Origin of the sequence: Flavobacterium humidisoli (assembly GCF_023272795.1) — a bacterium.
In the GTDB taxonomy this organism is placed as follows: Bacteria; Bacteroidota; Bacteroidia; order Flavobacteriales; family Flavobacteriaceae; genus Flavobacterium; species Flavobacterium humidisoli.
The window spans coordinates 3,127,112-3,145,050 of record NZ_CP096829.1; the positions used below are offsets into that span (position 1 = coordinate 3,127,112).

General features: G+C 33.8%; 14 protein-coding genes. 11 read left to right on the forward strand and 3 right to left on the reverse strand.

Going from position 1 to position 17,939, the window contains the following annotated elements; translation table 11 throughout:
- Positions 1-84: 84 nt before the first annotated feature.
- Complete coding sequence (locus M0M44_RS13365; protein ID WP_248726091.1) at positions 85-723, forward strand: carbohydrate-binding family 9-like protein; 639 nt, start codon at positions 85-87, stop codon at positions 721-723.
- Between the two features lie 162 nt (positions 724-885).
- On the opposite strand, the gene M0M44_RS13370 is transcribed toward M0M44_RS13365, so the two are convergent.
- Positions 886-1,926: a LacI family DNA-binding transcriptional regulator gene (locus M0M44_RS13370; RefSeq protein ID WP_248726092.1), complete on the reverse strand. Its 1,041-nt coding sequence runs from the start codon at positions 1,924-1,926 to the stop codon at positions 886-888.
- 231 nt (positions 1,927-2,157) lie between these two features.
- On the opposite strand from M0M44_RS13370, the gene M0M44_RS13375 reads away from it, so the two are divergent.
- The 7 genes from M0M44_RS13375 (at position 2,158) to yidC (ending at position 12,034) form a co-directional block, all read left to right on the forward strand.
- On the forward strand, positions 2,158-3,249 hold the full coding sequence (locus M0M44_RS13375; protein WP_248726093.1) for a mevalonate kinase family protein: 1,092 nt from the start codon (positions 2,158-2,160) through the stop codon (positions 3,247-3,249).
- 6 nt (positions 3,250-3,255) lie between these two features.
- Positions 3,256-4,137, forward strand: a complete 882-nt coding sequence (locus tag M0M44_RS13380) for a sugar phosphate nucleotidyltransferase (RefSeq protein ID WP_248726094.1) — start codon at positions 3,256-3,258, stop codon at positions 4,135-4,137.
- A 164-nt stretch (positions 4,138-4,301) separates the two neighbouring features.
- Entirely contained in the window at positions 4,302-5,681 is a 1,380-nt protein-coding gene (locus tag M0M44_RS13385) for a sugar MFS transporter (RefSeq protein WP_248726095.1), read from the forward strand.
- Between the two features lie 24 nt (positions 5,682-5,705).
- Positions 5,706-7,634 (forward strand): glucosamine-6-phosphate deaminase, encoded by a 1,929-nt coding sequence (gene nagB / locus M0M44_RS13390; protein WP_248726096.1) that lies wholly within the window; start codon positions 5,706-5,708, stop codon positions 7,632-7,634.
- Positions 7,635-7,947: 313 nt separating this feature from the next.
- Positions 7,948-8,181 carry a DUF3820 family protein gene (locus tag M0M44_RS13395; protein ID WP_248726097.1) on the forward strand — a complete coding sequence of 78 codons (234 nt, stop codon included), beginning with the start codon at positions 7,948-7,950 and terminating at the stop codon, positions 8,179-8,181.
- A 240-nt stretch (positions 8,182-8,421) separates the two neighbouring features.
- Entirely contained in the window at positions 8,422-10,038 is a 1,617-nt protein-coding gene (locus tag M0M44_RS13400) for a CTP synthase (protein ID WP_248726098.1), read from the forward strand.
- A gap of 79 nt (positions 10,039-10,117) precedes the next feature.
- Positions 10,118-12,034 carry a membrane protein insertase YidC gene (gene yidC, locus M0M44_RS13405; protein ID WP_248726099.1) on the forward strand — a complete coding sequence of 639 codons (1,917 nt, stop codon included), beginning with the start codon at positions 10,118-10,120 and terminating at the stop codon, positions 12,032-12,034.
- Positions 12,035-12,106: 72 nt separating this feature from the next.
- Here yidC and M0M44_RS13410 read toward each other — a convergent pair whose 3' ends face one another.
- Complete coding sequence (locus M0M44_RS13410; RefSeq protein ID WP_248726100.1) at positions 12,107-13,087, reverse strand: fasciclin domain-containing protein; 981 nt, start codon at positions 13,085-13,087, stop codon at positions 12,107-12,109.
- A gap of 277 nt (positions 13,088-13,364) precedes the next feature.
- On the opposite strand from M0M44_RS13410, the gene M0M44_RS13415 reads away from it, so the two are divergent.
- On the forward strand, positions 13,365-14,075 hold the full coding sequence (locus tag M0M44_RS13415) for a toxin-antitoxin system YwqK family antitoxin (protein WP_248726101.1): 711 nt from the start codon (positions 13,365-13,367) through the stop codon (positions 14,073-14,075).
- A gap of 79 nt (positions 14,076-14,154) precedes the next feature.
- On the forward strand, positions 14,155-14,712 hold the full coding sequence (locus tag M0M44_RS13420; protein WP_248726102.1) for a DUF4956 domain-containing protein: 558 nt from the start codon (positions 14,155-14,157) through the stop codon (positions 14,710-14,712).
- On the opposite strand, the gene M0M44_RS13425 is transcribed toward M0M44_RS13420, so the two are convergent.
- Entirely contained in the window at positions 14,709-16,586 is a 1,878-nt protein-coding gene (locus tag M0M44_RS13425; RefSeq protein ID WP_248726103.1) for a PEP/pyruvate-binding domain-containing protein, read from the reverse strand. The genes M0M44_RS13420 and M0M44_RS13425 overlap by 4 nt on opposite strands.
- Before the next feature lie 142 nt (positions 16,587-16,728).
- Here M0M44_RS13425 and mnmA point away from each other — a divergent pair, with 142 nt between their 5' ends.
- The gene (gene mnmA, locus M0M44_RS13430; protein ID WP_248726104.1) at positions 16,729-17,916 is read left to right on the forward strand and encodes a tRNA 2-thiouridine(34) synthase MnmA; all 1,188 of its coding nucleotides are present in this window, start codon (positions 16,729-16,731) and stop codon (positions 17,914-17,916) included.
- Positions 17,917-17,939: the final 23 nt, after the last annotated feature.

Sequence of the window (17,939 nt, forward strand, 5' to 3'; positions counted from 1 at the left end):
AAAAAGAATAAATTTCAAAAAGGAATTTATGGTCATTTTGACTTTTTTCGAAATTAAAAATTAACAAAAATTTAGAATCAAGCTTTGAAAGAATATCAGGTAATTTTCATCAATAAAAAACAGAAAAATGAGATCGGAATTTTAGATTCGTCTTTTTGGGAAAAAGCGAATTGTCTTACCGATTTTTCATCGCCATGGAATAGAGATCCGGTTTTAAAAATTGAATTCCGCGCACTTTGGGATCAGGAGAATTTCTATTTTAATTTTAGGGTTTTTGATCGGAATGTCTATACTGATCAGAAAGATAATAGTGTAGACAGTATTTGCAATTCAGATCGAGTAGAGCTGTTTTTTAGAAGTAATGATCAACTCGATCCTTATTATTGTCTGGAAATAGATCCTTCAACTAGATTGCTTGATTTTATCGCTCGTCCAAACAAGGTTTTTGATTACGATTGGAAATGGCCAGAAAATCATATAAAACTTGAATCTTCAGCAGATGAGGTTTCTTTTACAGTTGCAGGTTTAATCAGTATTGCGTCTTTAGAAAAATTTGACTTAATTCATAACAATACTATTGAAACGGGGGTTTACAGGGCTAAATTTTCTAAAGATGAAAATGGAAATTATGAGCCTACCTGGATTTCTTGGGTAAACCCAAATACGGCAGAACCCAATTTTCATATTGCTTCGTCTTTTGGAAAGTTTGTTTTAATGAAATAATTTGCCACAAAGACGCAAAAGCGCAAAGTTTTTTTAAAGAAAAAGCACTCTGAATTGCTCCAGCTAAATCTGAACGGAGTTTATTATTTTTAAACTTTGTAGTTCTGTGAATTTATAAAATTTTAAAAAAACTTCGAGTCTTAGCGCCTTTGCGGCAAGTTCCTAGCTAACATAAAAAGTAGCATTTTCGACATTAATAATATCAATAGGAAGCAGAATGGTTTCTGGAATGTCTTTTCTAAATAAAAAGTGCTCTACTAAAGTGCTGACACCTAAATAAGCTTGTCGCTTTTGATTTTGATGAATTAAAAAATGAACAAGTCCTTGATTTAAGTAGCTGACATTCTTGTCTATTAAATCATAACCAATCAAAGCGATTTTTTTGTCTGTTAAATTAAACAGGGTAGAAGCGATTTGGTAAGCCTTGGAAGTTGTAATGAAAATTCCGCTTAAATCTGGATTTTCGTTAAGGAAAGCCGGGAGTTTGGTTTCTATATTCGAATATTTCAGTTTTAATGTCGTCACAGAGAAATCTGAAAGCTCTTTTTCCTCAAAATAACTTCTAAAACCGCGTTCTTTCTCCTGCATGTGAATGGCATTTTTAAGGCTTTCGTCAATATGGATAATAGCAATCTGGCCTTTAGGAAGAATCAAATTCATTAAACTTGCAGCTACGCGGCCGCTTTTGTATAAATCCTGTCCCACAAAACTTTTTATCGAAGAAGATTCAACCTGGTTGTTGAAAGTGTTTACCATTATTCCCAGTTCATCATATTGCTTTATGATTTCTACAGTTTCTTTATGGAAAAGCGGTGCTAATAAAACAGCATCTGGTGATTGGGCTACTATGGCTTCATGCGCTTTTAAGAAAGATTTTGTGCTTTCTGGATTAAAATAATGAGTTTCAATAACCACATTGTAAGCTTTGTATTCTGTTATAGCTTCCTGAATTCCGTTAACACACGGAAGCCAATAAGGGTCAAATACAGGATCTGGAAGGAGAACACAAATACGGTACACTTTGGTGCTTTTTAGATTTCGTGCAATTAAGTTGGGTTCGTAATCAATAACATTTAGAACTTCATTGATTTTTTCGAGTGCAGCAGGAGAGACTTTTCCTCTGTTGTGCAGAACACGGTCTACAGTCCCTTTAGAAACTCCGGCCATTTGTGCTATATCCTTAATTGTGTACTTTTTATCCATATCAGCAAATATAAAAACTTTGATTTAATAAACAGATTTTTTTTGTAAGAATTAATAAATGTGCTCGAGAACATAAAATTAGTGTGTTCGAGCACATTTTTCTATTTTTTCTTGTTTTATAAAAATATAATATCTAGTTTCGTGAAATCAAAACCGAAAAACTAAAATAAAAAGATAACCTAATAATGTTGTAATTTATTGAATTGCAATATTTTAACACAATGTGTTTACGTGAAAAAAATTACCTCATTAGCTCCCGGCCGAACCTGTCTCTTTGGAGATCATCAGGATTATTTAGGGCTGCCTGTTATAGCCTGTGCAATAGATCGAAGCATTAAATTAATAGCAAAAGAAAATCAGAGCAAAACCTTTGTTCTGAATATGGTTGATATTAATGAAATTCGAATCATCAATATACACGAGACTTTCGAAAAATTAGAACCAAGAGATTATTTTGCATCCTCGCTCCGGGTTTTGCGCAGATATGGCTGTAAACCGACATCAGGCTATACAATTACAATTACTGGAGATATTCCAATTAATTCGGGAACATCGAGTTCATCAGCCTTATTAATGGCTTGGATTCGTTTTTTGATAGAAGCTTTTGGAGTTGATCATGAAGTTACGCCCGAATTCCTTTCAAAATTAGGTTACGAATCTGAAGTTTTAGAGCATGGAGAGCCTGGCGGAATGATGGATCATTTTAGCATAGGCGTTGGAAATATCGTGTATATCAATACTAAAAAACCATTCTCTTTTAATGTAATTGGGACAGAACTGAAGGGTTTGATTACTGGCGTTTCAGGTGTTCCAAAAGAAACTATCGGACTGCTTGGCGAATTAAAAGGAAATGCTTTAATGGCAATTGATATTGTGAAGCAAAACTATCCGCAATTCGATTTAAATGCTTCTGAAACAGCTGATTTGGATAAGTATAGAAATTGTCTTCTAGATCGTATGATTCCTTTTTTTGAAGCTGCTGTCAAGAATTATCAGTACACCAAAGAAGCTTTAAAGGAATTTGAAAAACCAGTTTTAGATCTTAAAAAAATTGGTGCATTAATGAATAGTCATCATGAAGTTTTGCGCGATTTGCTGAAAATAACAGTTCCAAGAATAGATGCAATGATTAACGCGGCCTTGAAAGCAGGTGCGTATGGAGCGAAAATTGTGGGTTCTGGCGGTGGCGGAAGCATCGTTGTGATTGCAGATCCTAAGAATGAAGATGTGGTTGTTAAGGCGATTTTAGACGCAGGCGCGCAAGAAGCTTATGCGGTAAATGTTGATCCCGGAGTACGAATTATTGATAATATTGAAATTTAAAATAAAATGCACGACAGTTTAGTAATTTTAGCCGGTGGAGCTTCTTCTCGTATGAAAAAAGAAGCTATCACTAATGATCTTTCTCCAGAAGAAATTGCTCAGGCTAACGAAAGGAGTAAAGGTTTGATAGGTGTTGGCGCAAGCGGAAGGCCTCTTTTGGATTATCTTTTATGGAATGCCAAAAAAGCGGGCTATAAAAATATCTATATTATAATAGGTGAACAAGGGGAGTTATTTAAGGAGTTTTACGGAAGTAAAATGAAGGATAATGATTTTCACGGTCTGAATATTTCATTTGCGATTCAATATATTCCGGAGGGAAGAGTTAAGCCTTTCGGGACAGCAGATGCTCTGTTTCAGGCAGTAGAACAATATCCAGAATTAAATTTACAGTTTTATTCAGTTTGCAATAGTGATAATTTGTATTCGGCTGAAGCGCTTCGTGCTTTAAGGGAAACTGAGAGTCCGAATGCGTTTATTAGTTATGATCGCGATGCAATGGATTTTCCACTGGAACGCATTTCTCGTTTTGCAATTGCTAAATTAGATGCAAATAATCAGCTTTTGGACATTTTAGAAAAACCTACAGAAGAAGATTTGAATCAATATAAAGATGCAGAAGGAAAAATACGTGTGAGTATGAATGCTTTTAAGTTTAATGGTGATACCTTATATATGCATCTTAAAAATTGCCCGGTAAATCCAGAGCGCGATGAAAAGGAGTTGCCAACGGTACTTTTGAACTCCGTTAAAGAAAATCCGAATACTACGGTCGGAATTCCGTTTTCTGAGCACGTTCCAGACCTGACTGCAAAAGAAGATATTGCCGATGTAAAAACATATTTGGCAAAATATTATCCTGATTTAAATTGGAATAATAAAAATTAACAAAACTTTCATATCTAAATTAGAGAATAAGGAAATTTAATGATGTACTTTTGTTTTGCAAAAAAAATGCAGATATTTGCATAAATTACGCAATCAATAATGTGAGAGTTGATTCTAATTTAGATTTTGAATTAAATAAATCTATAAACTAATCAACCAAAATTATGACAAACATTCAAAGTACATTACAGCTAGAGAAAAAAAGCACCATTGTTCCGATGGTGATTTTAACCTTATTGTTTTTTATTCTAGGATTCGTAACCTGGCTTAACGGACCATTAATTCCGTTTTTTGAATTAGCTTGTGAATTAACTTCATCTCAAGCTTATTTTGTGACTTTCGCATTTTACATTGCCTATTTTGTTATGGCTGTTCCCTCTTCGTATATCATTGAAAAAGTGGGGTATAAAAACGGAATTTCTTTAGGATTATTGATTATCGCCGCCGGAGCTTTAATGTTTTATCCAGCGGCTTCAAGCCGTACCTTTCTCTTGTTTTTATTAGCGTTATTTATAATGGGAACTGGTTTGGCAGTTTTACAGACAGCATCAAATCCTTACGTTGTTGTTATTGGACCAAGAGAAAGTGCAGCGGCAAGAATCAGTGTTTTAGGAATTGCAAATAAACTGGCTGGATTTGTAGCGCCGATCGTGCTTACTGTTTTGGTTTTATCTAATATGCAGGACTTTACCGCAGATAAAATTGCCTTAATGGATGAGGCTTCTAAAACAAGCGCGTTAAATTCTCTTGCTTTGCAATTGCAAACACCGTATCTTTATATGGGGTTGATTATTACTGTTTTAGCTATAATGGTAAAATTTTCTCCTCTGCCAGAAATTGATTTGGACGAGGATGGGAATGTGTCAGAATTGAATGTTTTTAAACAGATTAAAAATGCTTTTCAGCACCCGCAGCTAGTTTTAGGAGTGATTACTTTAATGCTGTATTTATCTGCCGAAGTTTTGGCGGGAGATTCTATCGGAGCTTTCGGGAAACAGTTGGGAGTTTATGGTGAAGAAGGAAATTTTTATCTCAAACTAACCTCATTTACCATGTCGGCAATGGTGATCGGTTATATTCTTGGTATAGTTTTGATTCCTAAATATGTTTCACAAGTCACTGCTTTAAAAGTGTCTGGATTGCTTGGTTTGGTGTTAGTTGTAGCAATTGTTTTGATTTCGCCAAAGATAATGATTGCATTTCCTGGAACTCCAAATATACCATTGGTAATACTTTTAGTAGCGCTTTTAGGATTAGCAAATGCATTGTGCTGGCCAGCAATATGGCCAATGGCTTTGCAAGATTTAGGAGGTTATACAAAGATTGGAAGTGCTATTTTGATTATGGGGATTATTGGTGGAGCGGTTTTTCCACTTTTTTACGGAATGATCACAGAAAGTATCAATGCTGCAAATATTGCAAAAAATATGCAAGGTGTCTCAAAAAGCGGAAATCAATTGGCTTACTTAATGCTGCTGCCTTCTTATGCAATGATTCTGTTTTATGCTGTAAAAGGGCATAAATACAGGAAATGGAATAGTTGAATAAAAAATAAAAATTAATATATCATGTTAAAAAGTAAAATCGACAAAGCAACAGGTTTCGAAAAACGATTCGAAAACATTAATACAGTTGTTTTTGAAAACTCAACTGATGCTTCAAAAGAAGTAGCGCAGGAAATAGCGTCTTTAATCAGAGAAAAACAAAATGAAGGGAAACCTTGTATTTTAGGATTGGCAACTGGCTCTTCTCCAAAAGGATTATATGCTGAACTAGTTCGTCTTCATAAAGAAGAAGGTTTGAGTTTCAAAAACGTAATTAGTTTTAACTTGGATGAATATTATCCAATGGAACCAAATTCAATTAATAGTTATGTTCGTTTCATGAAAGAGCTTTTGTTTGATCATGTCGATATTTTACCTGAGAACGCTCACGTTCCAGACGGACTTTTAACAAAAGAACAAATTGCAGATTACTGCCACGAATATGAAGCTAAAATTGAAGCTCTAGGCGGAATTGATCTTCAGATTCTTGGAATTGGAGGAAACGGACACATCGGATTTAATGAGTCTGGTTCGCTTCAAAACTCTAAAACACGTTTAGTAGCTTTAGATCATATTACGAGAGTTGCTGCAAGTAAAGATTTCTTTGGTTTAAATAATACGCCAAGAACTGCAATTACGCTTGGGGTTAAAAAAATCATGGAAGCAAAAAGAGTAATCTTATTAGCTTGGGGAGAAGGAAAAGCAAACATTGTGAAAAAATCTGTTGAAGATGAAGTTACAAACCGAGTTCCTGCTTCGTTCTTGCAAGAACATAACAATGCTATTTTTGTTTTAGATAAAGAAGCTTCTTCTAAACTGACAAGAATTAACAAACCTTGGTTGGTTGAAAAAATCGTTTGGACAGATAAATTAACTCGTAAAGCAGTTTTAGGATTGGCATTAGATCTTAAAAAACCAATTTTAATGCTTACGGATGCAGATTATATCGAAAACGGTATGAGCGATTTATTGGCGGATTCAGGTCCAGCTTATGATACTAACATTAAGATATTTAATAAATTACAAAACACAATCACAGGTTGGCCAGGTGGAAAACCAAATGCAGACGACTCAAATCGTCCAGAAAGAGCAGAACCGGCTAAAAAACGTGTGTTGATTTTCAGTCCGCACCCAGATGATGATATTATTAGTATGGGAGGAACTTTCATGCGTTTGCAAGAGCAAGGGCATGAGGTGCACGTTGCTTATCAAACTTCTGGAAACATTGCTGTTGCTGATGATGAAGCGCTTCGTTTTGCAAGATTTGTGATTGACTATAACGAGAAATTTGGAATCAAAAGCGAAGAAGCTGATAATATTTATAAAAAGGCAGAAGCTTTCTTAGAGAATAAAAAGAATAGTGAAATTGACATTCCAGAGGTTCGTTACATTAAAGGTTTAATCAGAAAAGGAGAGGCGAGAGCAACAAGTCATTTTGTTGGTTTGCCAGACAGCCAGATTCACTTTATGGAATTGCCTTTCTATGAAACAGGTACAATCGAGAAAAAACCAATCGGACCAGAAGATGTTCAGTTGACAGTTGATTTGATTGAAAAAATTAAACCACACCAGATTTACGCAGCAGGAGATTTAGCAGATCCGCACGGAACTCACAAAGTTTGTTTGGATGCGATTTTTGAAGCGGTAAAAGTTTTAAAACCAAAAGAGTTCATGAACGACTGTTGGTTGTGGTTATACCGTGGAGCTTGGCAAGAATGGGGAATTGATGAAGTTGAAATGGCTGTTCCAATGAGTCCAGATCAGGTTCTGGAAAAACGTCACGGAATCTTCAAACACCAATCTCAAAAAGATGGAGTTGTTTTTCAAGGGACAGATGCAAGGGAGTTCTGGCAAAGAGCAGAAGACAGAAACCGCGAAACGGCCGAATTGTACCACCAATTAGGTCTGGCGACTTATGCAGCAATGGAGGCTTTCGTGAGATGGCACTACTAAGACGCTAAGGTTCTGAGATGCTAAGATTCTAAGTTTTTTAGTGTTTTTAGAAACTAGTAATAAGTCTTTAATAATATTTTTGAAGCAGGAAGAGGGAGCGAAAACAAGTTCTTTTTTCTTGCTTCTTTTTTTTAAGTTTCTAAGTTGCTGAGATACTGAGGTTCTAAAATTCTAAGATTTTAATCTGTAAGAATCTTTTATCCCGATAGCTATCGGGAGTGGCAAAAGAAAAAATAAATGGTAGTTTTGCATGCAGTTGGAGTAAGAGGAAAAGCGAATAAGTCTTTCCTTTTGCTTCTTTCTTCTTAAAAAAATGGATCAAGACAAAAAACAGCTTATAAAATTAGCGCACACTAAAATGCCTTTCGGAAAATACGAGGGAAAATATTTAATTGATTTGCCTGAGTATTATGTAGTTTGGTATCATAATAAAGGATTTCCAAAAGGAGAATTAGGGCAGCAATTGCAATTGATTTATGAGTTGAAATTGAACGGATTGGAAGAATTGATTCGAAATATAAAGAAGCAATATCCGAAACCATTGTAATGGACTTTTTCTAATTGATATATTTTTAAATAATTAGATAAAAAGTTGGTTATAATATTTGAAAAAATCATAAAAGCTGGATAAAGAATAATATATTGAAAGGTTTTCTTTTGATTTGAAAAAGCTAAAAATCTTGCAATCTAAAATTCTAAAAATCTAAGAAGTCTAATGTTCAAATTGTCTAATTAAATTTGTACTTTTGCCAAGTTTTTTACACAACTACTTACAAACAACAACAGAATGAATCAAACAAAATATATTTTTGTTACAGGAGGTGTGACCTCTTCATTAGGAAAAGGAATTATCGCGGCATCTTTGGCAAAATTGTTACAAGGAAGAGGATACCGCACGACTATTCAGAAATTTGATCCATATATTAACGTAGATCCGGGGACACTAAACCCGTATGAGCACGGAGAATGTTATGTGACAGATGATGGAGCTGAAACAGACTTAGATTTAGGACACTACGAGCGTTTCTTGAACGTTCCTACTTCTCAGGCTAATAACGTTACTACGGGAAGAGTTTATCTTTCGGTTATTGAAAAAGAAAGAAGAGGAGAATTTTTAGGAAAAACAGTTCAGGTTGTTCCTCATATCACAAACGAAATCAAAGACAGAATGCAATTGCTGGGTAAATCTGGCGATTATGATATTGTAATTACTGAAATTGGTGGAACAGTTGGGGATATCGAATCTCTACCTTATATAGAATCTGTTCGTCAATTAGTTTGGGAATTAGGTGAAAATAACGGAATCGTAATTCATTTAACATTAGTTCCGTATTTGGCTGCAGCAGGTGAGTTGAAAACAAAACCAACTCAGCACTCTGTTAAAACTTTAATGGAGAGCGGTATTAAAGCAGATATTTTAGTGTGTAGAACTGAGCATGAATTATCTCAGGAATTGCGCCAGAAATTAGCTTTATTCTGTAATGTTAAGAAAGAAGCAGTTATTCAGTCAATTGATGCTTCTACTATATATGAAGTTCCAAATTTAATGCTTGAAGAAGGATTAGATGTTGTAGCTTTAAAGAAATTGGATTTACCTAAAAAAGCATCTCCAGATCTTAAAAACTGGAATACTTTCTTAAAAAGATTAAAAAATCCAAAACAAACTGTAAACATTGGTTTAGTTGGTAAATATGTAGAAATGCAGGATTGTTACAAATCTATTTTAGAGGCGTTCATTCATGCGGGAGCTGCAAATGAGACTAAAGTAAATGTGATTTCTATTCACTCAGAGCATATTAATGCAGATAATGTGGAAGAGAAATTAGGTTCTTTAGATGGTGTTTTAGTTGCTCCAGGTTTTGGTGAAAGAGGTATTGAAGGAAAAATCGAAGCAGTTCGTTACGTTCGTGAAAACAATATTCCTTTCTTCGGAATTTGTTTAGGAATGCAGATGTCTGTTATCGAATATTCCAGAAATATTTTAGGTTACAAAGAAGCGAACTCTACAGAGATGAATGATAAAACGTCTCATCCAGTTGTGAGTTTAATGGAAGAGCAAAAAAATGTAACCGATAAAGGAGGGACAATGCGTTTAGGTGCTTGGAAATGTGATATTAAACCAAATACTTTAGCACATAGAATTTACGGAGAAAAAACTATTTCGGAGCGTCACCGCCACCGTTATGAGTACAACAATAAATATGCTGATGAATTACAAAAAGCAGGTTTAAAAGCTTCTGGAGTTAATCCTGATACAGGTTTAGTAGAAATCGTAGAGCTTGAAAACCACCCGTTCTTCATTGGTGTACAATACCACCCAGAATACAAAAGTACAGTTGCAAATCCGCACCCAATCTTTGTAAACTTTGTGGCTGCTGCAGTAAATGCGCATAAAAAACAGTAATTAATATTTTGAGAAGTTTGTAACTTTTGAGATAAACTCAGTACTAATAGACTTCAACGAATAACTTTTTTAAATTATAATGGAAGAAAAAAAATTAGACCTCAATTCGATCATTGGTTTTGTATTGATCTTCGGAATTTTGATTTGGATTATGTACCAAAATCAGCCTTCTGAAAAAGAAATCGCTGCTGAAAAAGCCAAGAAAGAATTAGTTGCTAAACAAGAAGCACAATCAAAAGCAGATAAATCTAAAACTGCGTCATTACCAGCTGCAGCTGTAACTCCTGGAGATACAGTTCAATTGGCTCAATTACAAAAAACTTTAGGAGGATTTGCTTATTCTGCAACACTTCCTTCTGCAAAAGAAGCTTTTACTACAATCGAAAATGAAAAATTAAAATTAAAGATTGCTAATAAAGGTGGTTATATTGTTGAAGCTACTTTAAAAGAATTCGAAAGATTTAAGAAAGGTTCTGGTCAATTAGTTGAGTTAATTAAAAACAACAACTCTAATTTAAATTTACAGCTTCTTACTACAGATAATAGAACATTAAATTCTAAAGATCTGTATTTCGAACCAACATTGGAAAAAATTGGTGCAGACCAAGTTTTATCTATGCGTTTGAAAGCTGGAGCTAATGAATTTTTAGAATACAAATATGTTTTGAAGCCAAACGATTATTTAGTTGGTTTTGATATTCGTTCTCAAGGTTTGAACAGAGTTTTAAATTCTGCTAAACCAGTTGATTTGCAATGGGACTTAAAAACCTATAGAAACGAAAAAAGTGTTTCTTATGAAAACCGTTTTGCTGAAGTTAATTATAAATATGGAGATGCAAAATACAGTTATGTAAATAATCATGGACAAGGAAAAGAAGAAACTCCTGAAAAACTAAGTTATGTAGCTTTTAAACAGCATTTCTTTGCTACTATTTTATCTACAGAAAAGCCTTTTGAAACTTCAAGGTTGCAATCTGATGATTTGGTTAAGGATGAAAAAATCGATACCGTTTTTACCAAACAGTTTAAAGCAAATTTACCTTTAGCGTTTTCAAACGGAGAGATCGATTACAAAATGAATTTGTACATGGGCCCTGTGGATTACAAAACACTAAAAGCTTACGATAAAAATTTCGATAAAATCATTCCTTTAGGATGGGGAATTTTTGGATGGATTAACAAATTAATCTTTATTCCATTGTTCGGATTTTTAAGCTCTACAGTTGGATTATCGCTAGGTATTGCCATCATTATTTTTACAATTATCATTAAATTGGCTATGTCGCCAATTACCTATAAATCATTCTTGTCTCAGGCTAAAATGAAAGTTTTAAGACCTGATATTGCTGAGTTGGGAGAGAAATTCAAAAAAGACCCAATGAAGAAACAACAGGAAACAATGAAACTGTACAATAAAGCAGGATTAAACCCAATGGCAGGATGTATCCCAGCATTGATTCAGTTGCCATTTATGTATGCATCGTTCCAGTTTTTCCCTGCTGCGTTTGAATTAAGACAGAAAAGTTTCCTTTGGGCAGACGATTTATCATCTTTTGACTCTGTTGTAAAATTACCGTTTAATATTCCATTGTATGGAGATCACATCAGTTTGTTTCCAATCTTGGCTGCAATTGCAATTTTCTTCTATATGAAAATGACTTCTGGAGATCAGCAGATGGCAGCTCCTCAGCAAGAAGGTATGCCGGATATGGCAAAAATGATGAAAATCATGATTTACGTTTCGCCATTAATGATGTTAATTTTCTTCAATAGTTATGGTGCAGGATTGAGTTTGTATAACTTTATTTCAAACTTAATTACAATTGGGATTATGTTTGTAATCAAGAATTATATTGTAGACAGCGATAAAATTCACGCTCAGATTCAAGAAAACAAACAAAGAGAGCCTAAGAAACCAAGTAAGTTCCAACAGCGTCTTCAAGAGGTAATGGAACAGCAGGAAGCCGCAAAAGCTCAGAATAAGAAAAAGAAATAATTCTATATCTATAAAACAAAAAAACCGTCTCGTTTTTTAACGAGACGGTTTTTTATTTACAATTAGTTTTATCTAAAATTTGGGTAATAAAACTTTGTCAATAACATGGATTATACCGTTTGAACATTGAACATCTGTTGCAATAATATTACTAACTCTATTATTGGCGTCCGTAATTTTTGCACCTCCAGTAAGGCCAATTGTGAAACTTTGACTCGCAAAAGTATTAACTACTTGTCCGTTTGCTAAAGAAGTCGATTGCACATTTGCACCAGTAACGACATGATATTTTAAAGTAGTTTCTAAAACGTTAGCGGGAATAGCAGAAAGACCTGAAAAACCAGTTTCGGTTAAGAAGCTTGCAAAAGCAGCATTTGTAGGAGCAAAAACGGTAAAAGGAGAATTTGCAGTTCCAGATAATGTTGCAGCAAAACCAGATGAAGCATTATATGTCAAAGCAGAAACCAATGTGGTAAAATTTTTATTAGCCACTGCATGGTTTACAATTGTTGGTAATCCGATAACGCCATCTACGATATGAATAACACCATTAGAAGCTTCAATATCTGCAGTTGTTACCACCGCACCTCCATTTGTTTTTCCTCCGTTAATATCAACTCCTGTGCCTTTTTCCAAATACATACTGATGGTGTTTGAAGTTGAAGCACTTCCTTTAGCTAAAGTTTTTACATATCCAGTAGCTATTTCAGAGGATTTTACTTTTGTGCTTAAAACATGATTCAGTAAAATTTCTTTTAAAGCAAGGACAGGAACAGCATTAAGATTAGCATATCCATTTGCTTGTAAAAAAGCGGTAAACGCTGTATTTGTTGGTGCAAAAACCGTAAATGTACCAGAAGAGTTCAATGTGGTTGCTAAATCTGCTTTTTCCAAAGCTGCAACTAGTGAGCTAAGATTAGGATTTGTTTTCGCGATCGCCACAATCGTTTGTGGTTGTTGTGGACCATTATCATCATCATCGTTGTTACATGAAATACTGACGAAAGCAATTAATGCTAATAAAGCAATTAATTTAAATTTGATTGTTTTCATAATATAGTTTTTTTGTGTTTGTCACTACTAAGTTATTTATTTTTGTTTAATTAGAATTTAAAATAATTAAACATTTATTAAAATTAGTATATGTTTAACTTTTGTTTATCATTCTGGTTTTTAGTTAATTATGGTTTTTAAGTCTTTCTAAAAGGCTTTTCAATCTTTGAAAATGTTAAATTGATTTTTTTGTTAATAAAGCTGTTGTTATCCTTAAAATGGTTATATTTTTGTGATACTAAAACTCAATTTTTGTTGTTATATAGAAAAATAGATTATGAGAAAATTTTGGATTTTATTTTTAATAAGTATTGTGGCTTATTCACAAGAATCTAATAAAGTAGATGCAAATGGTAAAAAAGACGGACTTTGGAAAGGTACTTACACCGAATCGAAGCGACCTCGCTATGAAGGAACTTTTGATCACGGAAAAGAAACTGGGATTTTCAAATTTTTTGATGATACTAAAAAAGGAGACATAGTTGCTACAAGAGATTTTAGCGCCAATGATGGAAGTTCATACACTATTTTTTATGATCAAAGTAAAAATAAAGTAAGTGAAGGAAAAGAGATTGGAAAAGCAAGAGAAGGAGAATGGAAATATTATCATAAAGCCTCTAAAGTTTTAATGACGGTTGAGAATTATAAAAATGGAAAACTAGATGGACTAAGAACTATTTATTATCCAAATGCGCAAATTGCAGAAGAGATGACGTATAAAAATGGTTTAAAGGAAGGACCATATAAAAAAATAGGGCAGGATGGGACGCTTTTGGAAGAGTCTAACTTTATCAATAATGAATACAATGGAGAGACTGTGTTTTATGATTCAGACAAATCGGTCGCTTCTAAAGGCAAATTTGTCAATGGTAAAAAAGCAGGAATTTGGCAATTTTATCAGAAAGGAAAATTGGTGAAAGAAGTGAACATGAGTGATCCTAAAAATACAAATAAAGCTTCTGAGAAAGGCGCTGCTCCGAAAAAATAAAGTCTGTATTTTCTTCATTAAGAATAAAATAGTTAAAGAATAAAATGTTTACATTTGAGTAACCAATTTATTCTAACCAATGGATTTACGTGAACTTTTAGGACGATTTTTACTGTTGTTTTTGTCGATTTTGGTTTTGTATTTTTTCTCCAACAGAAAAGATAACGCAACCATAAATCCGTTGATGGTTATTGTGGGTCTTTGTACTTTTTCGCTTTGCTATCTTTTTACAAAAATTGAAATTGGAGTAGGAATCGGGTTTGGCCTATTTGCGATTTTTTCCATACTTCGTTTTAGAACACAATCTTTTACTGTAAATGCAATCATCTTTCTTTTTGCAACAATTACGCTGTCTATTTTAGACATTATGTACCCGTTTGAAAAGATCGAATTATTACTGTTTTTCCAAATTATCATCATCGGATTTTATATTGCGGCTTCAATTATTGTCAATAAAAAAGCTTCAAAATATCTAAATTCTGTAGATGTAAAAATTCCGCTTGACGATAATTTTTCGTTGAATTCAGATGTAATTAGAAAATCAATTCAGCAGAAAATTAAAATTGAAGAATTTGATTTTAGAATTGTATTAATCAATACGGCAAGCAACGAAATAGATTTATTAGTATTCTATTAATCGTTGAATGGACGAACTTGTTTGATGTATAAATCTCTTTTTTCTCCAACAATTTTAAACTCAATATCTACAGGATGAAATTGGTTTTTGCGCCAATATCGATACATTTTGGTTTCAATTTTTTTACTGACGTCATAAAGATTGCTCATTTCTTTTCGAGTCAATAATGGCTCATTATCATTCAAATTTGAATTGGAAGTATAATCAATATCAAAATCAGTTTCGTCTTTTCCGTCGTTGAAATGATACGCTACAAACTGTTCGCAGATTTCACCTTTTTCTGGTTTTACAACTGAGTTTTCGCCTTTTTGAACATTGACCGTAATTCCAGGAAAGTTTTCTCTGAATATATTTTTGGTAATAATTACGCCATTTGCTAATTCGTCAGGAAAAGAACGATGAACCAAAACTCCCATAGCAATGTTTTGCTGGTCGATTCCAAAAAGTTCCCTTTCGTTATATGAAGCTTCGTTCCAGACACTTGCCCAAACTTGTTTTATAGCTTTTTCAAAACTCTTGATAGAATCACCTTTAATTCCTGTTTTAGAATCGTACAATCCAGCGCCATTGAAATCATCTAAATCTTCTGCATTCGTAGACGAGCGAAATCTGAAGTTTTTAAATTTGGCGTCTTTAAAAGCTAAATTCAATTTCGATATTAATTCAGGATCAATAGGTTCTTTTTTAATAGCGTCTCTAATTTTCTTTAGCTGTTTAGTAACCCAAACTGAGGAATCTTTTTGAGAGGAAGCTAAAAGCTCTGCAATTAATGGAGAAATGGTAGGATTCTGAATATGCTTTGTATAATAGTAAAACGGAATAGCATGTGCATTTTCTGGAACTTTAAAGGGAATTTCTTTTGAAATGGCAATTAAATACGCCATGTTTTGCGCCTTTGAACCGATATAATTAATTCCCTTTTTTGGAATTTCAGATAGATTGACCAATTCTGTAACGCTATTGTCTATAACTAGTTTTTTCTTTTTTCCAGCAGATTTTGTTGGAATTTTTTTAGTGGTTTCTTTGATGAAAAAAGTATCAACTTCAATTTTTAATTCTACTTTTTTAGAAAGCAATCTTTTGATAGTATTGTCTTTTTCAATATCCGTATAAGCCATTATCGGAATCTTTCTGTTTTTTCCTAAAAGAACCAAATGGCTCAAGGGAGTCTGAAGTTCGTTTACAATAATTCCTCGCACATTTGGGAGAATATCAGGTGTTCCGTCCAAAATAATAATTTCGTCAGAACTAGGTTTTGTAGTCTCTAAATCTTTGATTTTGTATTGCTGCAAAATCCCAACATTACTTCCACGAACAACTTCCTGATATTTTAATTCACCAAAAATATAATCAGATTTCACGCATGGAATTTTAAATTCCTCACGCTGGAACCAATTCATCATTTCTGGATTGTTCAGATAAAATTTCAGTTTTTCTCCAATAAAAGTAGAATTTTTAACCATAGTAAAAAAACGTTCAATCAATGGTAAAGGCATATGATCGGATGCAGCAAGTTCAAAAATCCATTTGTCGGTTCCTTTAATGTGATTTAAATTTCCAAGAAGAAAATCTCTATTCTTTTCAGTGTTGCTGTAGTTTTCATTATTGAAGACTTCTAAATCATGGCTGTATCCCAAATAATTAACTACAAAATCGTAATGAAGCAAAATAATACTGCTGTTGAAATAATACATTTTCTGTTTTCTGAGATCGTAAATCACTTTTACAGACTCGATATTCGAAAATTTATCAGACAAAGCTTTTCCTTTAAATGCTTTGTAAGCTTCATAATTTGGCAAAGACGCGCTGAATCGTTGCGCACTTAAAGAAGTTAAGGCGAAAAGGAAAAACAAGCTATAAATGTATTTTTTCATAAAGTAAAAATGGATGATTAAATGTACTTAAAAAAGTAATAAGTTTTATCTACTACGGGATTGCTTAAACTAATGACAACCATTGTGAAATTTTCTATTATTTGGCGTACCTTTGCAACCTTAAAAAATTAAACTTTTCAAAATGAAACGAGTAGTTGTTGGACTTTCAGGTGGAGTAGATTCTAGTGTTGCAGCCTATTTATTGCAACAGCAGGGATACGAAGTTATTGGCCTTTTTATGAAAAACTGGCACGATGACTCTGTTACTATTTCTAACGAATGTCCTTGGCTGGAAGATAGTAATGATGCTTTGCTTGTTGCTGAAAAACTTGGAATACCGTTTCAAACTGTTGATTTAAGCGAAGAATACAAAGAAAAAATTGTTGACTATATGTTCAATGAGTACGAAAAAGGACGAACTCCAAATCCTGACGTGCTTTGTAATCGCGAAATCAAATTTGATGTGTTTATGAAAATTGCTCTAAGTCTTGGTGCTGATTATGTTGCAACTGGACACTATTGCCAAAAAAGCGAAATTGAGGTAGACGGAAAGCCGGTTTACCAATTAGTTGCTGGAGTTGACAACAACAAAGATCAATCGTATTTCCTGTGCCAATTGTCACAAGAGCAATTATCAAAAGCTTTGTTTCCTATCGGAGCTTTGACAAAACCAGAAGTGCGAGAAATTGCTGCCGAAATGGAATTGGTTACGGCTGAAAAGAAAGATTCTCAAGGTTTGTGTTTTATTGGAAAAGTTCGTCTTCCAGAATTTTTACAGCAAAAATTACAGCCTAAAGAAGGTAAAATAGTTCAAATTGACAAAAATGATCCGATTTATACAGCTGAGAAATCAGGAGAACTTTCTTTAGAAGAAAGATTAAAATTGGAATCTCAAAAATTGGAATATCTTCCAACAATGGGAAAAGTGGTTGGAAAACATCAAGGAGCTCATTATTTTACAGTTGGACAGAGAAAAGGACTGAATGTAGGGGGAACAACAGATCCTTTGTTTGTAATTGCCACCGATGTGGAGACCAATACTATTTATACAGGTATGTCGAGCCAGCATCCAGGTTTATTTAAAAAAGCGCTTTTTGTTGGTAAATCGGAAGTGCACTGGATTAGAGAAGATATGACTTTGAAGGCAGGAGAAAAAATGGAAGTGATGGCGAGAATCCGTTACCGTCAGCCTTTGCAAAAAGCTGTTCTTTATCAATTTGAAGACGGAATGTATGTGGAGTTTGAAGAACCTCAATCGGCTATCACAGAAGGACAGTTTGTTGCCTGGTATTTAGAAAATGAATTAGTTGGTTCGGGAGTAATTTCTTAGCTTTATACTTTATTTAGGAGAAA